14 protein-coding genes and 1 pseudogene are annotated in these 16,062 nt (G+C 68.3%); 4 read left to right on the top strand and 11 right to left on the bottom strand.

All coding sequences use genetic code 11. From position 1 onward, the window contains the following. The first annotated feature begins 234 nt into the window (after window positions 1–234). Window positions 235–3,084 (top strand): hypothetical protein, encoded by a 2,850-nt coding sequence (locus tag AB0A90_RS17465; protein WP_357248350.1) that lies wholly within the window; start codon window positions 235–237, stop codon window positions 3,082–3,084. 150 nt (window positions 3,085–3,234) lie between these two features. Here AB0A90_RS17465 and AB0A90_RS17460 read toward each other — a convergent pair. From AB0A90_RS17460 to AB0A90_RS17450, 3 genes and pseudogenes are all read right to left on the bottom strand, one after another. Continuing rightward, window positions 3,235–3,369 (bottom strand): annotated as a pseudogene (locus tag AB0A90_RS17460) (IS5/IS1182 family transposase); the annotation flags it as partial. A 38-nt stretch (window positions 3,370–3,407) separates the two neighbouring features. Continuing rightward, complete coding sequence (locus tag AB0A90_RS17455) at window positions 3,408–3,686, bottom strand: hypothetical protein (RefSeq protein WP_357248777.1); 279 nt, start codon at window positions 3,684–3,686, stop codon at window positions 3,408–3,410. Window positions 3,687–3,721: 35 nt separating this feature from the next. Continuing rightward, entirely contained in the window at window positions 3,722–4,159 is a 438-nt protein-coding gene (locus tag AB0A90_RS17450) for a phage DNA packaging protein J (protein WP_357248774.1), read from the bottom strand. 15 nt (window positions 4,160–4,174) lie between these two features. Between AB0A90_RS17450 and AB0A90_RS17445 the strand changes: the two genes are divergently transcribed. Then, window positions 4,175–5,293, top strand: coding sequence for a PIN domain-containing protein (locus AB0A90_RS17445; protein ID WP_357248347.1), 1,119 nt, complete (start codon window positions 4,175–4,177; stop codon window positions 5,291–5,293). Window positions 5,294–5,360: 67 nt separating this feature from the next. Continuing rightward, the gene (locus AB0A90_RS17440; protein WP_357248346.1) at window positions 5,361–5,873 is read left to right on the top strand and encodes a hypothetical protein; all 513 of its coding nucleotides are present in this window, start codon (window positions 5,361–5,363) and stop codon (window positions 5,871–5,873) included. A gap of 146 nt (window positions 5,874–6,019) precedes the next feature. On the opposite strand, the gene AB0A90_RS17435 is transcribed toward AB0A90_RS17440, so the two are convergent. Together AB0A90_RS17435 and mobF are read right to left on the bottom strand one after the other, a co-directional pair. Continuing rightward, window positions 6,020–7,084: a hypothetical protein gene (locus tag AB0A90_RS17435; RefSeq protein WP_357248343.1), complete on the bottom strand. Its 1,065-nt coding sequence runs from the start codon at window positions 7,082–7,084 to the stop codon at window positions 6,020–6,022. Beyond that, the gene (gene mobF, locus AB0A90_RS17430) at window positions 7,084–11,349 is read right to left on the bottom strand and encodes a MobF family relaxase (RefSeq protein WP_357248339.1); all 4,266 of its coding nucleotides are present in this window, start codon (window positions 11,347–11,349) and stop codon (window positions 7,084–7,086) included. Before mobF ends, AB0A90_RS17435 begins: the two co-directional genes overlap by 1 nt. Before the next feature lie 234 nt (window positions 11,350–11,583). On the opposite strand from mobF, the gene AB0A90_RS17425 reads away from it, so the two are divergent. Next, the gene (locus AB0A90_RS17425; RefSeq protein ID WP_357248336.1) at window positions 11,584–12,000 is read left to right on the top strand and encodes a hypothetical protein; all 417 of its coding nucleotides are present in this window, start codon (window positions 11,584–11,586) and stop codon (window positions 11,998–12,000) included. Between the two features lie 60 nt (window positions 12,001–12,060). Here the strand turns inward: AB0A90_RS17425 and AB0A90_RS17420 are convergent, their stop codons facing one another. From AB0A90_RS17420 to AB0A90_RS17395, 6 genes are all read right to left on the bottom strand, one after another. Continuing rightward, window positions 12,061–12,738, bottom strand: a complete 678-nt coding sequence (locus tag AB0A90_RS17420) for a hypothetical protein (RefSeq protein WP_357248333.1) — start codon at window positions 12,736–12,738, stop codon at window positions 12,061–12,063. Between the two features lie 52 nt (window positions 12,739–12,790). Beyond that, window positions 12,791–13,147, bottom strand: coding sequence for a hypothetical protein (locus AB0A90_RS17415; RefSeq protein ID WP_357248331.1), 357 nt, complete (start codon window positions 13,145–13,147; stop codon window positions 12,791–12,793). Between the two features lie 41 nt (window positions 13,148–13,188). Next, window positions 13,189–13,590: a hypothetical protein gene (locus tag AB0A90_RS17410; protein ID WP_357248328.1), complete on the bottom strand. Its 402-nt coding sequence runs from the start codon at window positions 13,588–13,590 to the stop codon at window positions 13,189–13,191. A gap of 149 nt (window positions 13,591–13,739) precedes the next feature. After that, on the bottom strand, window positions 13,740–14,189 hold the full coding sequence (locus AB0A90_RS17405) for a hypothetical protein (RefSeq protein WP_357248325.1): 450 nt from the start codon (window positions 14,187–14,189) through the stop codon (window positions 13,740–13,742). Window positions 14,190–14,255: 66 nt separating this feature from the next. Continuing rightward, a complete protein-coding gene (locus tag AB0A90_RS17400; RefSeq protein WP_357248322.1) occupies window positions 14,256–14,900 on the bottom strand; it encodes a GGDEF domain-containing protein in 645 nt (214 codons plus the stop codon). Window positions 14,901–15,033: 133 nt separating this feature from the next. Next, window positions 15,034–15,459, bottom strand: coding sequence for a hypothetical protein (locus AB0A90_RS17395; protein ID WP_357248319.1), 426 nt, complete (start codon window positions 15,457–15,459; stop codon window positions 15,034–15,036). Window positions 15,460–16,062: the final 603 nt, after the last annotated feature.

Below are 16,062 nucleotides of genomic sequence, written 5' to 3'. Positions count from 1 at the left end.
ACCACCGCCGCCGTCGACCCTGGCCATCAACGACGTCGTGCTGCTGCTCGGCGAGGAGGAGGGCTACTTCGGCGAGTCGTAGTGAGCGTGCAGTTGCGGGGCGACTCTCATCGGCCGTGAGATGCAGGATTTCCTGAGCGCGCCGGCTGCCTGGCCTGGCGCCCTGCCCGCGTAGGCTGCCCCCGGAACTGAGGCAGCCTGATCAGGGTTACAGGGTGGTCGAGAAGGTGTGATGTGAGCGACGACTTGGAGAAGTTGGGTCCAACAGGCTTCCAGGACCTTGCGGCCAGCCTGGCGGTCGCCTCCTTCGGGCCGGGTGTCCAGGTGATGGGCTCAGGCCGGGACGGCGGACGGGACCTGTACCACCGGGGTTCGCTCATCTGGAAGCCGACGGAGGATCAGCCTGCCGAGGTGTGGGAGGGGTACACCGTCCTGCAGGTGAAGCACCGGGCGACCCCGTCGGCCAGCCACCAAGAGAATGCGGCCTGGCTGTGGGGGCACGTCCGCGGCGAGCTCGATGCCTGGGCCAACCCCTACGGAGATCGCAATCCGATTCCCGACTTCCTGATCATCATCACGAACGTGATGCTCACGCCGTTCCCCCAGGTCGGCGGTCATGATCTTCTCAACGAGAACATCAAGCGCTATCTGGAGCGCCTTGCCGACAACAGTCGGGAGGTCGACCCCGAGGCCGTGGAGGAGCGGATTGCCCGCCTGGCCAGGCTGAAGCGCATCAAGAAGGTGCGTATCTGGGATGGCAACCAGATCCAGGCGTTGCTCAAAGTGCACCCCGCCGTCCGCGATGCGTTTCCGGGGTTCCTCACCGCCGGCGACGTCTTTGCCGCGTTGGCGCAATTAACCGACACCATGCCGCTGAAAGACCTCGAAGAAGGCCTCCGGGAGCACGCCAAGACCACGCTCATGGGCGAGGGCTTCATCTATTTCGACGAGGCGGGCAGCGGCGACGGCCAGGGGATCCCCGTCCACGAGGTGGCCATCGACCTGCCCATCACCTTCGCCGGCGGCGCCAGGCGTACGAGCGTGGTGAAGTACGTGCTCGACCGCGCCGAACATGTGCTCGCTCCCGGCGTCACCACCCAGGCGGCGCCCCGGCACTTGATCGTCACCGGCGCGCCTGGCAACGGCAAGACGACGATTTCCAAGTTCCTCGTCCAGGTGTTCCGAGCGGCCATGCTCGAACACGCCGAAGACCTCAGCGACGGGTACCGCGACGTCATCAGGGGCACTGCGGCAGCCCTGAAGCGCTTCGGCCGTGAGCTGCCGAAAAACCGCCGATGGCCGATGCGCGTCGACCTGGCCCTGTACGCCCAGGAAGGAGGACTCAGCGACGACTCGACTCTGCTTCGGTGGATCGCCCACAAGGTTTCGCGCCGCTCCGACATGGGAGAGGTGAAGCCGTGGGCGCTGAAGACCTGGATGCAGAAGTGGCCCTGGCTGCTCGTCCTAGACGGCTTGGACGAAGTCACCGAACCCGCCGTGCGCAAGCGCCTGATCGAGCGCGTCACCGAGTTCGTCAACGCCGCTGACGCCGATAAATGCGACGTGCTGGTTGTCCTTACTACCCGCCCGGTCGGCTACACCGAGAACATCGCGCCCGCGCACTTCGAGCGGATCGACCTCGACTTCCTCGAACTCCCCGAGGCCGTCCGCTACGGCAAGCTCGCGACGAGGGTCCGCCTTCGCACGGACCTCGATCGCATCGAACGAGTGCTCACACGCCTGCACAAGGCCGCGGACGACGAGGCGCTGCAACACCTGCTGAGGACTCCGTTGCAAGTCTTGATCCTGACCATCATCATCGATGGCGCCGGTCAGCTGGCCCCGGACCGCTACAGCCTCTTCCGGGGCTACTACGACGCCGTCTTCAGGCGAGAACGTGACAAGCCCGGTGGGTTGCATAGGATGCTGCAGGAGTTTGGCCAGCAGATCCAGCAACTACACGAACGGGTTGGCTTCGAGCTGCAGGTGCGCGCCGAGACGGGCGACCGCTCCTACGCCAGCCTCACGGCAGTCGAGCTGCGGCAGATCGCGTGGCAGGTCCTCGACGAAGCCGGGTTCAAGCCATCGGGCAAGGACGAACCCCTGCTGGACAAGATCTTCGATGCCGCCACCAAGCGGCTGGTCCTGATCGCGCCTCGCGGCGCGGAGGGCTACGGCTTCGATGTCCGCTCCCTGCAAGAACTCATGGCGGCCATGCACCTGACCACGGGGCTGCTCGACGACGTCCTTCAACGCCTTCGCTCCTCGGCCGCCAGCCCGTATTGGCGGAACACCTGGTTGTTCGCAGCGGGCCAGCTCTTCTCCGCTCCTCAGCCGCATCAGCACGACGCCCTGGTCCGCCTCGTCGAGACCATCGACGACAAGGACGCCGACTACCGCCTCGGCCAGGCCGTACCGATCGGTCCGCGGCTTGCGCTGGACATCATCGACGACGGCATGGCCCGCTCCTACCCAAGGTGGCGCGACCGGCTCGTCGCACACGGCTTGAGGGTTCTGACAGAGCCCAACCCGCCAGATCTCTCCCCGATCACCAAATGTCTGGTGCGCTTCGCCAGCACCGGCGACGACCAGCGCGCGGCAGTGGCAGAGGGACTGCGGGCCTCGCTGGCAGGGACGCCCACGACGCGGGAGACAGCAGCGGCGCTTCAACAGCTGGTTCCGGCGATCGTCGACGAGATCCGCGCGCACAGCAGCGTGCGCGGCCTCGCTGGTGTCAGGAGGCACCCGGATTCGGCGCTCCAGTCCGAGCCGGCGAGGGGTTGGGAAGACTTCGAAGTCGAAATCCTCACCAATCCATGTACCGGTTTAGAAGCGGACCTATTGCACGACGCCGCCGATGCGCTTCGCCATATCGCCGCGTACGGCGGCCGGGGTGAGGACGCTGCCGCCATTCAGCGAGCGCTGGAGGTAGAGCCAGTGGCGGCAGGGCTTGCTGCGGCCATTGCGCACGTGATCGGCCATGAGCGGCTGCTTGTCGAGAACCTTCGAGACGGCGTCGTGCCGGCCGTGCACCGTCGTCTCATCGGTGAACAGCTGCGCTCGATGTCGACCGGAGTGACTTAGCCAGCGGCGTTCGGGAGGGGCTGCTGTCCAGGGCAGCCCGGTCACGAACGCGATCGCCGCCCAGCACGGCGCGCTGTGGCAACGGCCACCGCCAGATCTGAAGTTGTGTCCGCGCAGCAGACAGGCGATCATGCGGTAGCCGCACCTCGTCTACGCGGCAAGGTGGATGGTGGCCGCGTAGCGCACGGCGAGCTTGTCGAAGCGGCTGGCCACAGCTCGGTTGCAGTTGAGGCGGCCGATGCCGCACTCCACGGCGTGACGTTGCTGATAGAGGTGCGAGTCGAGGGCTGGCGGACAGCCGCCCTTGGATCCCATGGCCGCGCCTACTCTCGCAGCTTTTCGCCTCCATCCGAGGAGGCTTGATGGGGCGGGGTGCCGCCTTGTTGCTCGCGCCACCGGCCTGCGGTGTCGGAGCGCAGGAGGCGGTCGACCATTCTGGTTGCGTCATCATGTGAGTCGTACGTCCAGCGCAGCACCCGCCCGCTTTCGGTGTCACCAGCGCGCGCGACGACCAGCCACCGCGCCTGACGGATCAGCCACACGTCGCGCCGGGTCAGTCGTCCCCACACTCCGTTCCACCATCGCCGGACAACTTCCTCCATCACGCCCCGGATCGTACACACGTTCGATGGCCTGTTTAAGGTGAAGGTGCACGTGAGGTCGGGGGTGGTCTGCATGGCCCTGGCCGCCGTGAGCGAGGGGCCGGCGCGGTTTCCGGCAGCCGCAGCATGCCGACCATTGCCCCGGCGCCCGGAAGTACCGCTCCTGACAGCTGCCGAGCGGCGACACGCGACACGACAAGTGGGACGATGTGAGATCTTGTATGGCCTGGGGGCTGAAAGCGCGGTCTGGGGGACGTGGTCAGCACGCGCGGAATCTTCTCGGCGTTGCTCCTTCGGTGTTGTTGGGCGTTCGGCGTGCCGCGCGAATCCAGTTGCCACCGATCGGAGGATGGTGACATGAACTTTGTGCTCAAGTCGATGCCGCAGCGGTCTCGGCGAGTTCCTCGCAGCGGCTGGGAGGTGCCGGGGCGATGACCGCTACGCCACCCGATCCTCCCGGCGCGCCGGCGCACGGCGATGCTGTCCGCATGTTCCTCAAACAGGCTCACCGCAGAAACTCGGCGAGCCCTGTGAGTATTCCCGACGAGCGCGGTAGGTTCGCACCGGCCATGTTGCCCGAGGTTTTCCCGGTCGTGGTCGATGCCAATGCTCTACGCGACGACTTGCTACGAGTGGCCGCCGGCAAGGGTCGAACTCTCATGCTGAACGCCGCCAACAGCGGGGTGCTGCGCCTATTCTGCGCGCCGCACGTTGTGAAGGAAATCGAGCAGCACCTAGAGGAGTGGTCGGCGCAGAAGAGGCTCGAACCTGCAGCGGTTCGTGCGGCCTGGCGCGGTGACGTGGCGCCGTTGTTGCGGTGCGTTCAGGTGCCCGATGGGTTGACGACCCCCATCGAGCAGCGGCGTCTGGACTTCCTTACTCAGCCCTCCGACGCCAGCGACTACTGCGACCCCGATGACGTCCCCACCGCGACCTTGGCGATCCTGCTCAATGCGGCGCTGTTGAGCAGAGACCGAGCGCCACTCCGAGCCGTGTACGGCGAACAGCACGACCATCTGGCCCACGCACAGTGGCTAGACGAGTTGCGGGCCGTTGGCGATCTCGGCCCCCTCGGGGGCCTGATTGGCGCACTCAACGCGCTTCTCGGTGTGGCTGCCGATGGCTTGCTCCATGGGGTCTTCGCCACGGCCCGGCGCGTTCCTTGGCCGTGGCTAGTGGTCGGCGCATTGGCCACGGTCGGCACGATTCGCTACCTCGTTGCACCCGAGACCCGGCACCGGTTGCAGACAGTGTTGGGCACGAGCTTATCGAGCGTCTCTGCGGCGGTGGCTGAGGTCCTGGCACATCGGGAGGACGCGAAGCGCCAGTTCGCAGCGCTCCTGCCGGTCCAGCCGGACTGGCCCGAGGTCACCGAGCACCGCAATCCGGCAGCTACGTTGACCAGAGCATGCCTTCACCACTTGGCGCGCAGCCCTCAGAGCGACCTAAGTGCCAAGGAAACGACCGAATTGCTTCGGCGAACGGGTGACGTCGCCGCTGGCGAGGCGAGGGTGAGGTCCACGCTTCGCAGGGTGGACGCCTTCGGCGAGCCGTATCGAGGGCGCTTCCAGGTCGGAGGTGTGGTCAGCCCGCAGGGCGCCGGCTAGCACCATCCGCGCGGCGACTACCAGCCTACTGCGGGCCACTGTCGAAATCTTGATCGAGAGTCGGTGCATGGATCCTTCGTTTGCAGTGGTGCCCGTGCCCTGGCGGAGGCTTGAGACTCAGGCTCGTGTGCAGATCGGTGGACTGGGCGTGGTGCTGATCGCGGAGATCCTCGACGGCCCACAACATCCGATTGAGGTCCGGTTCGTGGCCGTGGCCGATGCGGCGCGGATCGCGCACCTTCGACTGCCGGCAGCAGCGAAGCCTGCGCTTGCCGTCCCTGGCGGCCTGCCGGCCGGGACCGTTCTTGACGTGTTCACCGTCGAGGGGTTCCGCAGGTTAGGTGTCGCCCGCTCGCTGTGGTCGCATGCTTGTGCCACCGCGACCGCCGAACATTGGGCCTTTCAGCCGCGGCACTCTGCGTCGCGCACGCCCGAGGGAGAGCGGTATGCGAAGGCAGTCGGTGGCTTTGTCCCGCCGCTGGCTAGCGCTCGCTACGTCGAATGTCCGGATGGCGTCGACCCATCGAGCGCTCTCTGGCGCGGTCGCCTGCATCTGAACTTGGAGGCTGCCCGAGGTTAGGGCGTCGTCGTCAGCAGGCACCTGATGCTCCGCATCGACTGTGAGGTTGGGCTAAGAGCGGTCCTCGGTTAATGCTCGCGGCGGCAGTCGAGCAGCCGCCCTGGGCCGCTCGACCCGCGCGTGGCGGTCGGCTTGGGCAGCTGAGATCAATCGTCGATTTCACGATGGTGAGACACGCCGACGTCGTTCTGTTCGACGCTCTCGACTTTAGGAGCGGGTGGCCGTGCGGTTTCGCTGGGAGGTCGCGGGAGGATGTGGTTGACGGTGTCGCTGAGTTGTTCGACGCGCCTGGCGATCTGCTGCACGTAGCCGAGCACCTCACGGGTCAGCTTCTCAGCAGCGGGTGCCCTTGCGTGCTCGGCTTGCGCGACAAGGCTGTTCAGGATGGCGCCGACCTGGTGTTCCGTTGGCGCGGCGGAGTACAATACGGGTGAGGACATGGGCTGGGCTCTTTGGCTCAGGTTGTGGGGGTCGCGTTCGCCATCTGGTGGAGCGGCCCCACTCGCGTTGAGGCGCAGTTCGGTGCCGGTGCTCGCTTCGAGGATGGTGGCGACGTCGGCTATCCGGTTCCACCATTGCGGTTCGTCGGTGCGGATGGCGCGGCCTGCGGACCATGCGACGGCGTCAGCCATCCACAGTCCGGGGTCGTTGCGCCCTTCGACGTGGATGAGCCGCATTCGGTGGCTGATGGCTCCCTGTTCGAGGAGTCGGCGGTAGACGCGGATGTCGTTGCGGTCGATGCTGGGCAGCCGACTGCCGGTTTCCCGAGCGTTGCGCCACTCTGCGGGACTGCCCCGGGTTTCCAGGTACACGTCGCGGACTCGTTGGTCGTTGAGGTGGCGTAGGAGCCGTTCGGTGCTGAGTTGTCGGGCGTGTTCGCGTTGGCCTTCCAGGTGTGCGTGTACGTGGCGTGGGTTGTTAGGTACGGCGGCCGTGTTGCCTGGGTTGATGGGTACTTGGGCGGAGACGACGGACCAGCCGGCGTGTTCGGCAACGACGTCGAGCATCGCTTCGATGGTCCCGACGTGTCCTCGGTGGTACAGCGCGGTCGAGTGGTAGCCGTCGTGGATGCCGGCGGCTCTTGTCGCGGCGGCCTCGGCGGCGGGGACGCTGTCGTGGTCGATGATGACGGCGGCCATCAGGTAGGCGCCGGGGCTGTTGCGTTGCTGGAGCCAAGACTCGTCGACGAACGCGGTGGGATGCGTGGCCATCAGTCAATCTCCGCTTCCTCTACGGTCGCCAGGTCGCGGGTAGTGGTGCGTTCCCGGGCGGCGGTGGCTTGCTCGGGCAGGTGCTCGGTGATGGGTGTGACGTGTGGCTGCGGCCGGGTTTCGTCGATGGCTCGGACTCGCGCTGTGGTGGTGGCGATGGCGTCGGCCAGGGTGGTGCGGCGGGTTGTGGTGCGGCGGGTTTGTTCGGCTGCGGCGGCGAGTCCGGCGTAGCGGGTGGGCAGGGCGCTGGTGTACCAGCGGCTCCAGGTGCGGTGCCGGGATTCGAGGTCGGTGACCCGCGCTTGGCGCTGGTCGATGACCTCGCGCAGGCTGGTCAGCTTCGCGCGCAGGCTGGCGGCCCGGCCGGTGGCAGTGTCGATCCGCTGTTGGGTTTCGCGTTGGGCGGTGAGGATCCGGGTGCGCGATGGCCCGCGTTGCCACCAGCGGGGGTGCAGCTGTTGGGCGTGGGCGGTGGCGCGCTGGCCGGCGGCGTCGACGGCGGTGAGGAGGAGGGCGAGGTCGTGGTGGCGCTGTTCGACGTCGGTGAGGGTGAGGTGCGCGTCGCGCAGTTGGTCGGCGACGTACGGCGGCGCGGCGTCGTCGGCGGTGCGTTGCGCGGTGATGAGTCGGGTGAGTTCTTGGTCGTCGGTGGTGGTGAGGCGGCCGGCGAGGGTGGCGGTGCCGACGACGACGCGGGCGCGGTGCCATGCGTTCCACCGGGCGATGTCACTGGTGGAGGGTTCGGGGCCGATGGGGTGCTCGCTGGTGAGTTGGTATCGGTCGCGGTAGGTGACAACGACCTCGGCGCGGGCTAGCCACTGGTCGCGGCCGGCGGTGTCGTTGGGGACGTCGCCCAGGGCGCGGGCCCAGGCGGGCTGCTGCTCGGCGGCGAGGTCGGCCAGGGCGCGGACGCGGCGGTCGCAGATGCCGGCGACCTGGCGCAGGGCGTCTCCGATGTCGCCGGTGAGGTCGGCGGGCATGCGGTCGGTGTAGGTCGCGGCGAGTTCTGGTGTGGTGGCGATCGTGGGGTCGGCGGTCGCGCGGCCGATGATGCGGTCGATGCGCCAGGACAGCACCGCGGCGATGTCGTCGGCGGAGTCAATTTCGCGGGGCCGGATGGCGCGGCGCAGCACGTCGGTGGGGTTGTGGCCGGCTTCGCGCATGGTGGTGAGGCGGGCGATCAGGGCCGGCAGCGCGAGGTCCCGGGCGAGCCGGTCGGCCAGCTGCCGTCCGCTGATCTGCCGGACGATGGCGAGGTATTCGGGGATGCGGGCGCGGGCGGACAGGTCGTCGTAGATCGGCGTCCAGGCGTGCAGCGCGTCGACGTCGGCCCAGAGGTGCTGTTCGGTCTCGGTGGCGGAGTGGTCGGGTGTGGCGCGGCGCATGATGTCGGCGAGGACAGCGACGCGGGCGGTGGGGGGCTGCGGTGGGGTTCCCTCGCGGGGGTGGTCGTCGGTGACGACGTACGCCTCGTTGAGGGTGGTTCCGCGGGTGAGCATGACGTAGAGGCGGGCCAGGGAGGTGTTGTCGTCGACGACCGCGCGGGCGGTGTGCACGGTCTGGCCTTGGACGGAGTCGACGGTGAGGGCGTAGGCGAGCTGGACGTGCTGCGCGGCGTACGCGGCGGGCAGCAGGGCGGTCGCGGTGGTGCGGAGGTTGGTGACCTGCACCTGGCCGGCGCGGTTGATGGCGTCGACGCGCCATTGGTCGCGGTTCGCGACGTAGGTGCTGCCGGCGCTGATACGTCGGTCGTTGCGGCGGGTGACGATGATGTCGCCGACGCTGGCACGGTTGCCGTCGCGCAGCCGCACGGCGGGGCCAGCTCGGACGAGGCCGGCATGGATGAGGATGTCGCGGGCGCGACGGGCGATATCAGCTGCTTCGTCGCCGGTCTCGACGAGCATCATGCTGCGCAGACCGCCGGCCATATCGCCTGCCCACCGGTCCAGCATCTGGCCGACGAGCTGCGCCCGGTGCCCACCAACGAGCCGGCCCCGGCGGTCGTACTCGGCAAGGACGGTGAGGTCGCCGCCGCGCAGTCGCAGCGACGCCGCTCCTTCCCACGGTTGGGTGAACCGGTGGACCTGGGAGAGGTGGGTGGTGGTGCCAAAGCTGTCGAGGTAGCGGAACAAACCGCCGGGCCCGATCGCGGAGATCTGCTCGGGATCACCGACGAGGATGAGTTTCCCGTTGACCTTGTCGAGGAGGGTGACGAGACGGGCGAGGTCGTGGCTGGAGACCTGCGATGCCTCGTCGATGATGACCCACTGCCCGGGGCGGAACTGCCAGTCCGCGGCGGTGGTGCCGGAGGGCGGCCGGTGTTGGGCGTGCAGCCACCGGGCGATGTTCTCGGTCCGCAACACCTGCCCGTCGGGCGAGGCGGTGGCGTCGGCGAGCAGCTGCGCTGCGGACTGTCCGACGGTGAGGCCGACCACCGGCACACCGCTGTCGCGTGCGGCGGTAACGACGGCCCGTTGCAGGTAGGTCTTGCCGGTGCCGGCGGGCCCGACGACGCCGGTGACCCGCCGGTCGTCGCCGACGAGCCAGCGCAGCGCCGCCTCCTTCTCGGGAGACAACCGCAGGGCCGCTGCGGCGGAGGTGATCGCTGCCGCTGGGGCGGGGATGGCTCCGCGGCGGCCGGCGTAGGTGAGGACTTCCTTCTCGGCGGCGAGGACCGTGTGGGTGGTCATCTGCAGGTCGCGGTGCCGGGTGTATTCGCTGTGCCGGTCGCTGCCGCGCAGCAGGCTCGGCCCCCACTGCACGAGCGCCGGCGGTGTGAGAACGCGCAGCCCGGCCAGACCATCGGCGATGGCCCGGCCGGCAAGCGTTTGCACCCGTTGCCAATCGGCCTGCGGTGACTGGCCGGGGGTGATGTCGAGGACGCGGCCGATGGCCAACTCGAGATGTTCGCGGCCGAACACGGCCCGCTCGCGACCGAGGTTGCGCACGGCACGAGCGAGAGCGAGACGCACGTCGCTACGCACGGCCGCGTCGACGACGCGGTCGTGTTCGGCGGCGGGGACACCGAGCTGAGCGGCGACCTCACGGAGCACTGCTTCGTCGACGCCGTCCGGATGTAGCCGGTCCGCGCGGCGAAGGACCCGCCGCGCGGCGACGGCGATGTCGTCACGGGCGGCGCCGGTGAGGACGAGGCGTACCTGCCCGGCGGTGTCGAGTCGCGCAGTACGGTCCTCGGCCTGCCACCGCTGCACGGCCTGCTGGGTGGACTCGGCGCCCTTGTGCGGCCGGCGGGTCCGCAACGTCGCATCCTGCGCGCGGCGACGCCACTGCGCGGCCACGGATCGCGTCGCCGGAGCCTGCCTGTCAGTGCGGCGGTCCATCTCCTCAGTGATCGCGCCCCGCCGCTTACCGAAGTGACGCAGCGACGCCTCGCTGAAACCGACGATTTCACGGATACCGGAGTCACTCCGCGCGCCGAAGCTAACCCCGAGGCGGCGGTGAAGTTCGACTTCCACCGCGCGTTCGTAGGCGACCCGGGCGCCGACCGTCGCCCGGTAGAAGGCCCTGCCATCGAGGGACAACCACTGCGGATCGCCGTCCGCGGTCACCGTCTGGACCTTGCTGGAGACGACGACGTGCGAGTGCAGTTGTGGGTCACGCTCGCGGCTCATCCGGTGGTCGAAGACCAGCGCCGCCAGGCCCGCGGTGTCGAGTTGGCGGACGCCGCCCGCGCCGGCGCGGGCGAACGCACCGTGGCGCTGGAGGTGATCGAGGAGCGACCGCACCCCGGCGTGGTGCGCGGCCATAACATCCTGCTTGACCGCGTCGTCGCCGAACGCCCACAGCAGCGATACGGATTTAACGGGGGAGACGGTGACGTCGTATGCGGATACGGCCCGCCGCTCGGGCGCGTTCATGATGTCGTGCCATACCTTGTCGCGCTGCTCCATCGTGGCATCGGCGGGCAGGTGCGCCAGCGCCCGCTGGACTGCCTTCTCGCGGTACTCGTCGGTCATGGGCCTGTAGATCCGCCATTTCTGCCCGAGCCGATAACCGGCGAGCGGGTGACGTCCTTGGCCGATGAGGTACCGCATTTGCCGCTCGTTGACCCAGCCGGAGGCGCCAAGGACGGCGGCGCCCTTGCCGGCCCACCAGCCGGGGCTCTCTCCCCGCGCGGTGTGGTTGATGTAGTAGGGCGTTGGCCCTCCGTCGTCCAGCGGGCGCAGGTCATGGCGGCCAGCGGCGACCTGTTCGATGACGTAGCGGTAGCCGTCGCCGGGCGAGATGCGCGTGACGGACAACATGGCTCGACCGTAGAAGATCAACTTTGGAATGGCGATGGAGAATGCAAGGGGGTGTATCCCCCGTAAGCGAGCAAGAAATGAAGCGGTAGCCGTTTGGGCAGGCCGCAGCGTGCGTGGCTGAGCCTGAACGGTCGGGCGGGAAGATGATGAACTGCGGCCAGCATCGAACGAATAGACGAATTGGCGGGGTGCGTGATCTGGTGAGCTGCCGGGGGTGGTCGCTACGGTCGGGGAATGGCGAGTAAAACGGGGAATGATGCGACCTTGGCGCTGCGGCGGCGGCAGGAATTAGAGCTGCGCGCGGTGCGGGCGGTCGAGCAGGCTGCCGGAACGGTGCAGGATGCGGAGCAGCGTCGGCGTGAGGTCGTCGCGCGGCTGGATCAGGAAGTCGCGACGGCTGCGGCGGAACACGGGTTGGCCGTGGTGGTCCTGGCGACGGTGCTGCGCGATGACAGCCTGGCGGCGGACTTGACCGGGGTGGACGTGGCGCGGGTGCGGGCGTTTCGGCGTGGCGCGGATGGAGCGGCGGTGCGCGCCCGGATCGCTGAGTTGGGCGAGGTGGTGCCTCGTCGTCGGCGGACGGCTGTCCCGGTGCCCGGGAATGCCGGGCCGGCTTCCGCTGGTGATGTCTCAGGCGGTGCGCCGTCCTGAGGTGGTGGTGCTGGCCGGTCCGGGTCTAGCCCGGACCGGCCAGCGTTGCGGGCACCGTGGTTAGGTCCAGTCGAGTCCGCAGCCGGTGCAGACGAGAACCGTTCCGTCGGCGATCCATTCCATGAGTTCGTCGTCGGTGGCCGTGCAGTGCTCGGGGATGGCGGCGGGCCAGTTTCCTTGGATGACCAAATGGCCGGGGTAGACCCATCCCCGGGTCTGGCTGCCGTGGAACTTGACGGGCGGCCCGGGGTGCGGGTCGACCAGCGGCAGCGTGGCGCGGTGGCGTAGGTCGGTTCCGGTGAGGTCGGTTGGGGGTAGGGGCGGCAGATTGTTGTGCACGGCGCGGCGGTACCGGGTGAAATCCTTGAAGGTGGGCGAGGCCAGTTCCGCGCGGTCGATGAGCGCGAGCGCTTCGTAGGGCTCGCCGGCCTGGTGGTGGTGCAGGGCGGCGCGTAGGTAGGCGTCGGCGCGCGCGTTGCGTTCTGCCTCGCGGTTTGCGCGTTCGGCGCCGGTGGTGCGCGGCGCGGTGAGTGTGTCGGGGTGGGCGTCAAGGTGAGCGGTTACAGCGGCCCAAACTCTGGGGCGGCCGTATTTGTTGGTCAGCGCTTCGAGGTGGCTGTCTGCGATGTGGCGGATGGCTTCGTTCTTTCCGCCTGCGACTGGGCTGTTGCAGTAGTTGGGTGCCCAGTCGTCGCAGGCGTGGGCGATGGTGACGAGTTCGGGGCGGGTCAGCCTCATACCGGGTGCCTTCCGTGTGGTGCGATGGTGTGTGCTGCGGGATGCGGCGGGGTTAGCGCGCCGTCTTGATCTGTTGTGTTTCTGCTGGGCTGAGCAGGTAGGTGGGGAGTTGCGGCACCTGTTCGCGCCATGCGCGGTAGAGCCGGTGTGTGCCGTCGATCAGCAGCGGGGCGGGCTGCTGTTCGGTGATGGGGATCTGACAGACGATCACTGGTGTGGTGAGGTCGGTGGTCATGGCGTAGGCCCGGTTGAGGCTGTTGTTTGTCGGCCCGATGAGGTTGGTTGCCCAGGGGTTCGGGTTGTCGAGGTGGCGCAGGCCGTACGCGTTCGCCCAGGCGGTGACGTTGAGGGGTTGGGGCGCGCGGGGGGCTGCTGCGATCAGCGCTAGAGCGGCGTTGATGTCGAACACCCATGGTCCGAAAATGAACCGCTGTCGTGGCCGGTCGCCGGTCATGGCTTGTTGGCCTTCGCGTTGACTCGGGTGTAGATGGCGACGCAACGAAGGATCAGTTCGTGTGATGGCAGGGTGAGAAGTCGTTGCCGTTTGTCGTCGCGGATGTTGTCCCAGATGAGGACGGTGACGCTGGCCGACCAGATGTCGACGATCACGCCGTTGATCTTGGCGTGTTGGCGGTTGGCGACGATCTGGCGCAGGGTGTCGATGAGCGTGGCGTCGCCGGTTGGGTGGGTGGCGTCATCGGGTCGGCTGGCCTCGGGTAGCAGGGTGTAGCAGTCCTCGCAGGTGTAGTAGCTGCGTGGCGGGTGCTCGGTCTCCCATCGCTGTACGTCTGCGGCGGGTATGCCACAGACGGATTGGCGTGGGTCGCGGGGGTGGCGGATGTGCGGATTCATTGGGCCTTCCGGGCGGCTCGGCGATGAGTTCTGTCTGGGGCGCGCAGGGTGAGGGGCGGGAGCGGTAGCCGGCGGCGGCGTGCTCGATGCGCGTCGACGCCGTCTCGCGTGCGGTGCCCGGCCGGCGGGATGCCGGCCGGGCACCGGGGCTAGGCGGGCTGGCCTAGGAGGTAGTGCGGTCGCCCGGTGAAGACCCATGCGACGTAGTCGGCCAGCCATGCGGCGGCGCGTTGCGTGCGGTGGAACGGGAAGCGCTGGGGCTGGGTGATGTAACGGATGCACGCACGCCATAGGTCCAACCAGAGTTCGGCGAGTCGGGCGGCGGCGCGCATCTGGTGGTGACGGTTGACGCATCGGTCGCATCGGTCGTGGCGTGCGTGTTGGGCGATTTGGACGGCGGCGGCTCGGACCGTGCGCGGCGGGTAGGCCGTCGCTTCGGGGCCGGCTGGCCATGCCGGGACGTGGTCGCACAGGTCGAGCAGGGTCAGCGCGACGGAGACGGTGCGGGTCGCGCCGTCGAGCAGGGTGTAAACGTCGCGCCGCCGGTCTGTGGTGGGCAGGGTGCGTAGCTTCATCGTCGGCGCGGTGAGCGCGGTCATCCGAACTCCTTTAGGGGTGGGGCCGGTGGTCGGGTGGGGGTTGCCCGGCCACCGGCCCGGCGTGGGTTAGCGGCGGTAGGTGCGGCGGTGGCGCTGGGGGCCAGGGGCCGGCACGTCGGGGATCTCGTCGTGGTGCGTCTGGAGTGGTTCGCCGGTGCGCTTGGCTGCGTACATCGCGCGGTCGGCGCAGCGCAGGAGTTCCGGGAGGCTGATGCCGGCGGGGGCGTGGGCCACGCCTGCGGTCACGGCCAGCCGGACGGTGCGGCCGGTAGCGTCGATGCAGGCGCTCGCTATCGCGGCTTGCGCGGCGACTGCGTGAGCGGACCCGGTGCGGGGGTCGGCCGTGGTCACCATCAGGAATTCATCGCCACCGAGACGACCAGCGATCACGGGTAGTGCTTTGAGCTGGCGGGCGGCTTCGATGAGCGCTTTGTCTCCGGCGTCGTGGCCGTGGCTGTCGTTGATGGCTTTGAAGTCGTCGAAGTCGAGTACGGCGATGGTGACCGGGCGGCCGGCGTCGAGCTGGGTTTGCAGGTGCGCCAGGATGGCGCGGCGGTTCAGTAGCCCGGTGAGGTCGTCGTGGCTGGCGCGGTATTCGGCGATGGTCAAACGGGTGTGAAGCGTGGTCAGGGCGCGGCGCTGACGGTGCGCGAGCAAAAGCACAGCGAGGGTCAGGGCGACATTGAACGTGGCGAGGGTGTAAACGAGCATGGCGGGGCCTTCCGGTGAGGGCACCTGGGCGCGTCGTCGGCGAAAAATGGCCGGACGCGTGAGGGAATGTGGCAGGCGTCGCCAGCGGCGGCCGGGGCGCGGAATCTCTCCGGCCGCCGCTGGCGGTTGCGTGTCAGCCCTTGGTCACCGGGGCGAGGTAGACGTTCGGGTACCGCTCGATGTCGACCGAGTCGGCGGTGAGGTTGACGGAGCGGGACTGTTCCGTGTTTCCGCCCCTCGTGTCGAGGTAGAACCGGCCGTATTCGGTCCACCGAACCGTGTATTCGGTGGCCGCCCAGTCGATGCCGTTCAGCTCGTAAGCGGCGGCGGTGATGATCTGGTTGGCGCAGTCGGGGCTAACCGGGTGGGTCTTGCTGAGAACCAGGTGCAGGAAAACGATGACGATGCGGCGGTTGCGCTCCTGGTTGTCCTCGATGGGGAGGATGCCGCGCATCGCCTCGGTGGTGAGGCGCAGGTGCGCGAGGTGGCGGGCGCGAACGACTCGGGTGAGCGATTCGACGCGGTCGGCCTGTTCGTAGGTGGCGGGCAATTCACCCATCGTGCTGCCTTTCGTTGTGGGGTTGTTGGTTGTGTGGTTGGGGGCTGCCGTCCCCTCCCTCACATCTATAATCATACAGCATTAAGGGTTGAGCTGTCTATCTGGGAGCCGTTTCTCTGCGATTGGTTTTCGTCAAGATCACCCGGCGGACCGTGCCGGCCGCGATCAGTCCTGCGTGTTCGTCACGTCACGGCCCAACCCCTTTTTCGGCCGCCGGGGGCGAGCTTGCTCGCCCAGGTGTCGGGCGGCGGCAGTCAAATCCGACGCGGGGGTTTCGAGGAAAAGATCATGCGGTTTGTGCATGATGTTTTCTGAGCCCGCGGCGGATTTTACTTCCGACGTTCGACACCGATAATCCCGGCGCAGCCGGCGGCCGAAAAGGGGTAGGGCAGCGCGGCCGTAGGCCGCTCCGGCAATGTCTTGGCCCTGCGCCGGCCTTGAGGCGCGAGGGTGACTGGGCGCGGAGTCGGCAGGGCGGGCCGGACTCGGGGCGAGCGTAGCGAGCGTCCGGACCGTCCGGTGCTCGCGGGAGCAACGGTCGCCACCACCACGAACCGAGGACCCAAACGGGTTGCCTGAAGGCTCAGCGGCGGAGGCCGCCGA

The sequence above is a fragment of the Micromonospora sp. NPDC049204 genome (genome assembly GCF_040647935.1).
Classification (GTDB): Bacteria; Actinomycetota; Actinomycetes; order Mycobacteriales; family Micromonosporaceae; genus Micromonospora.
The sequence above is the reverse complement of the archived record's forward strand: the minus strand, read 5'-3'. Positions and strand labels throughout refer to the sequence as shown.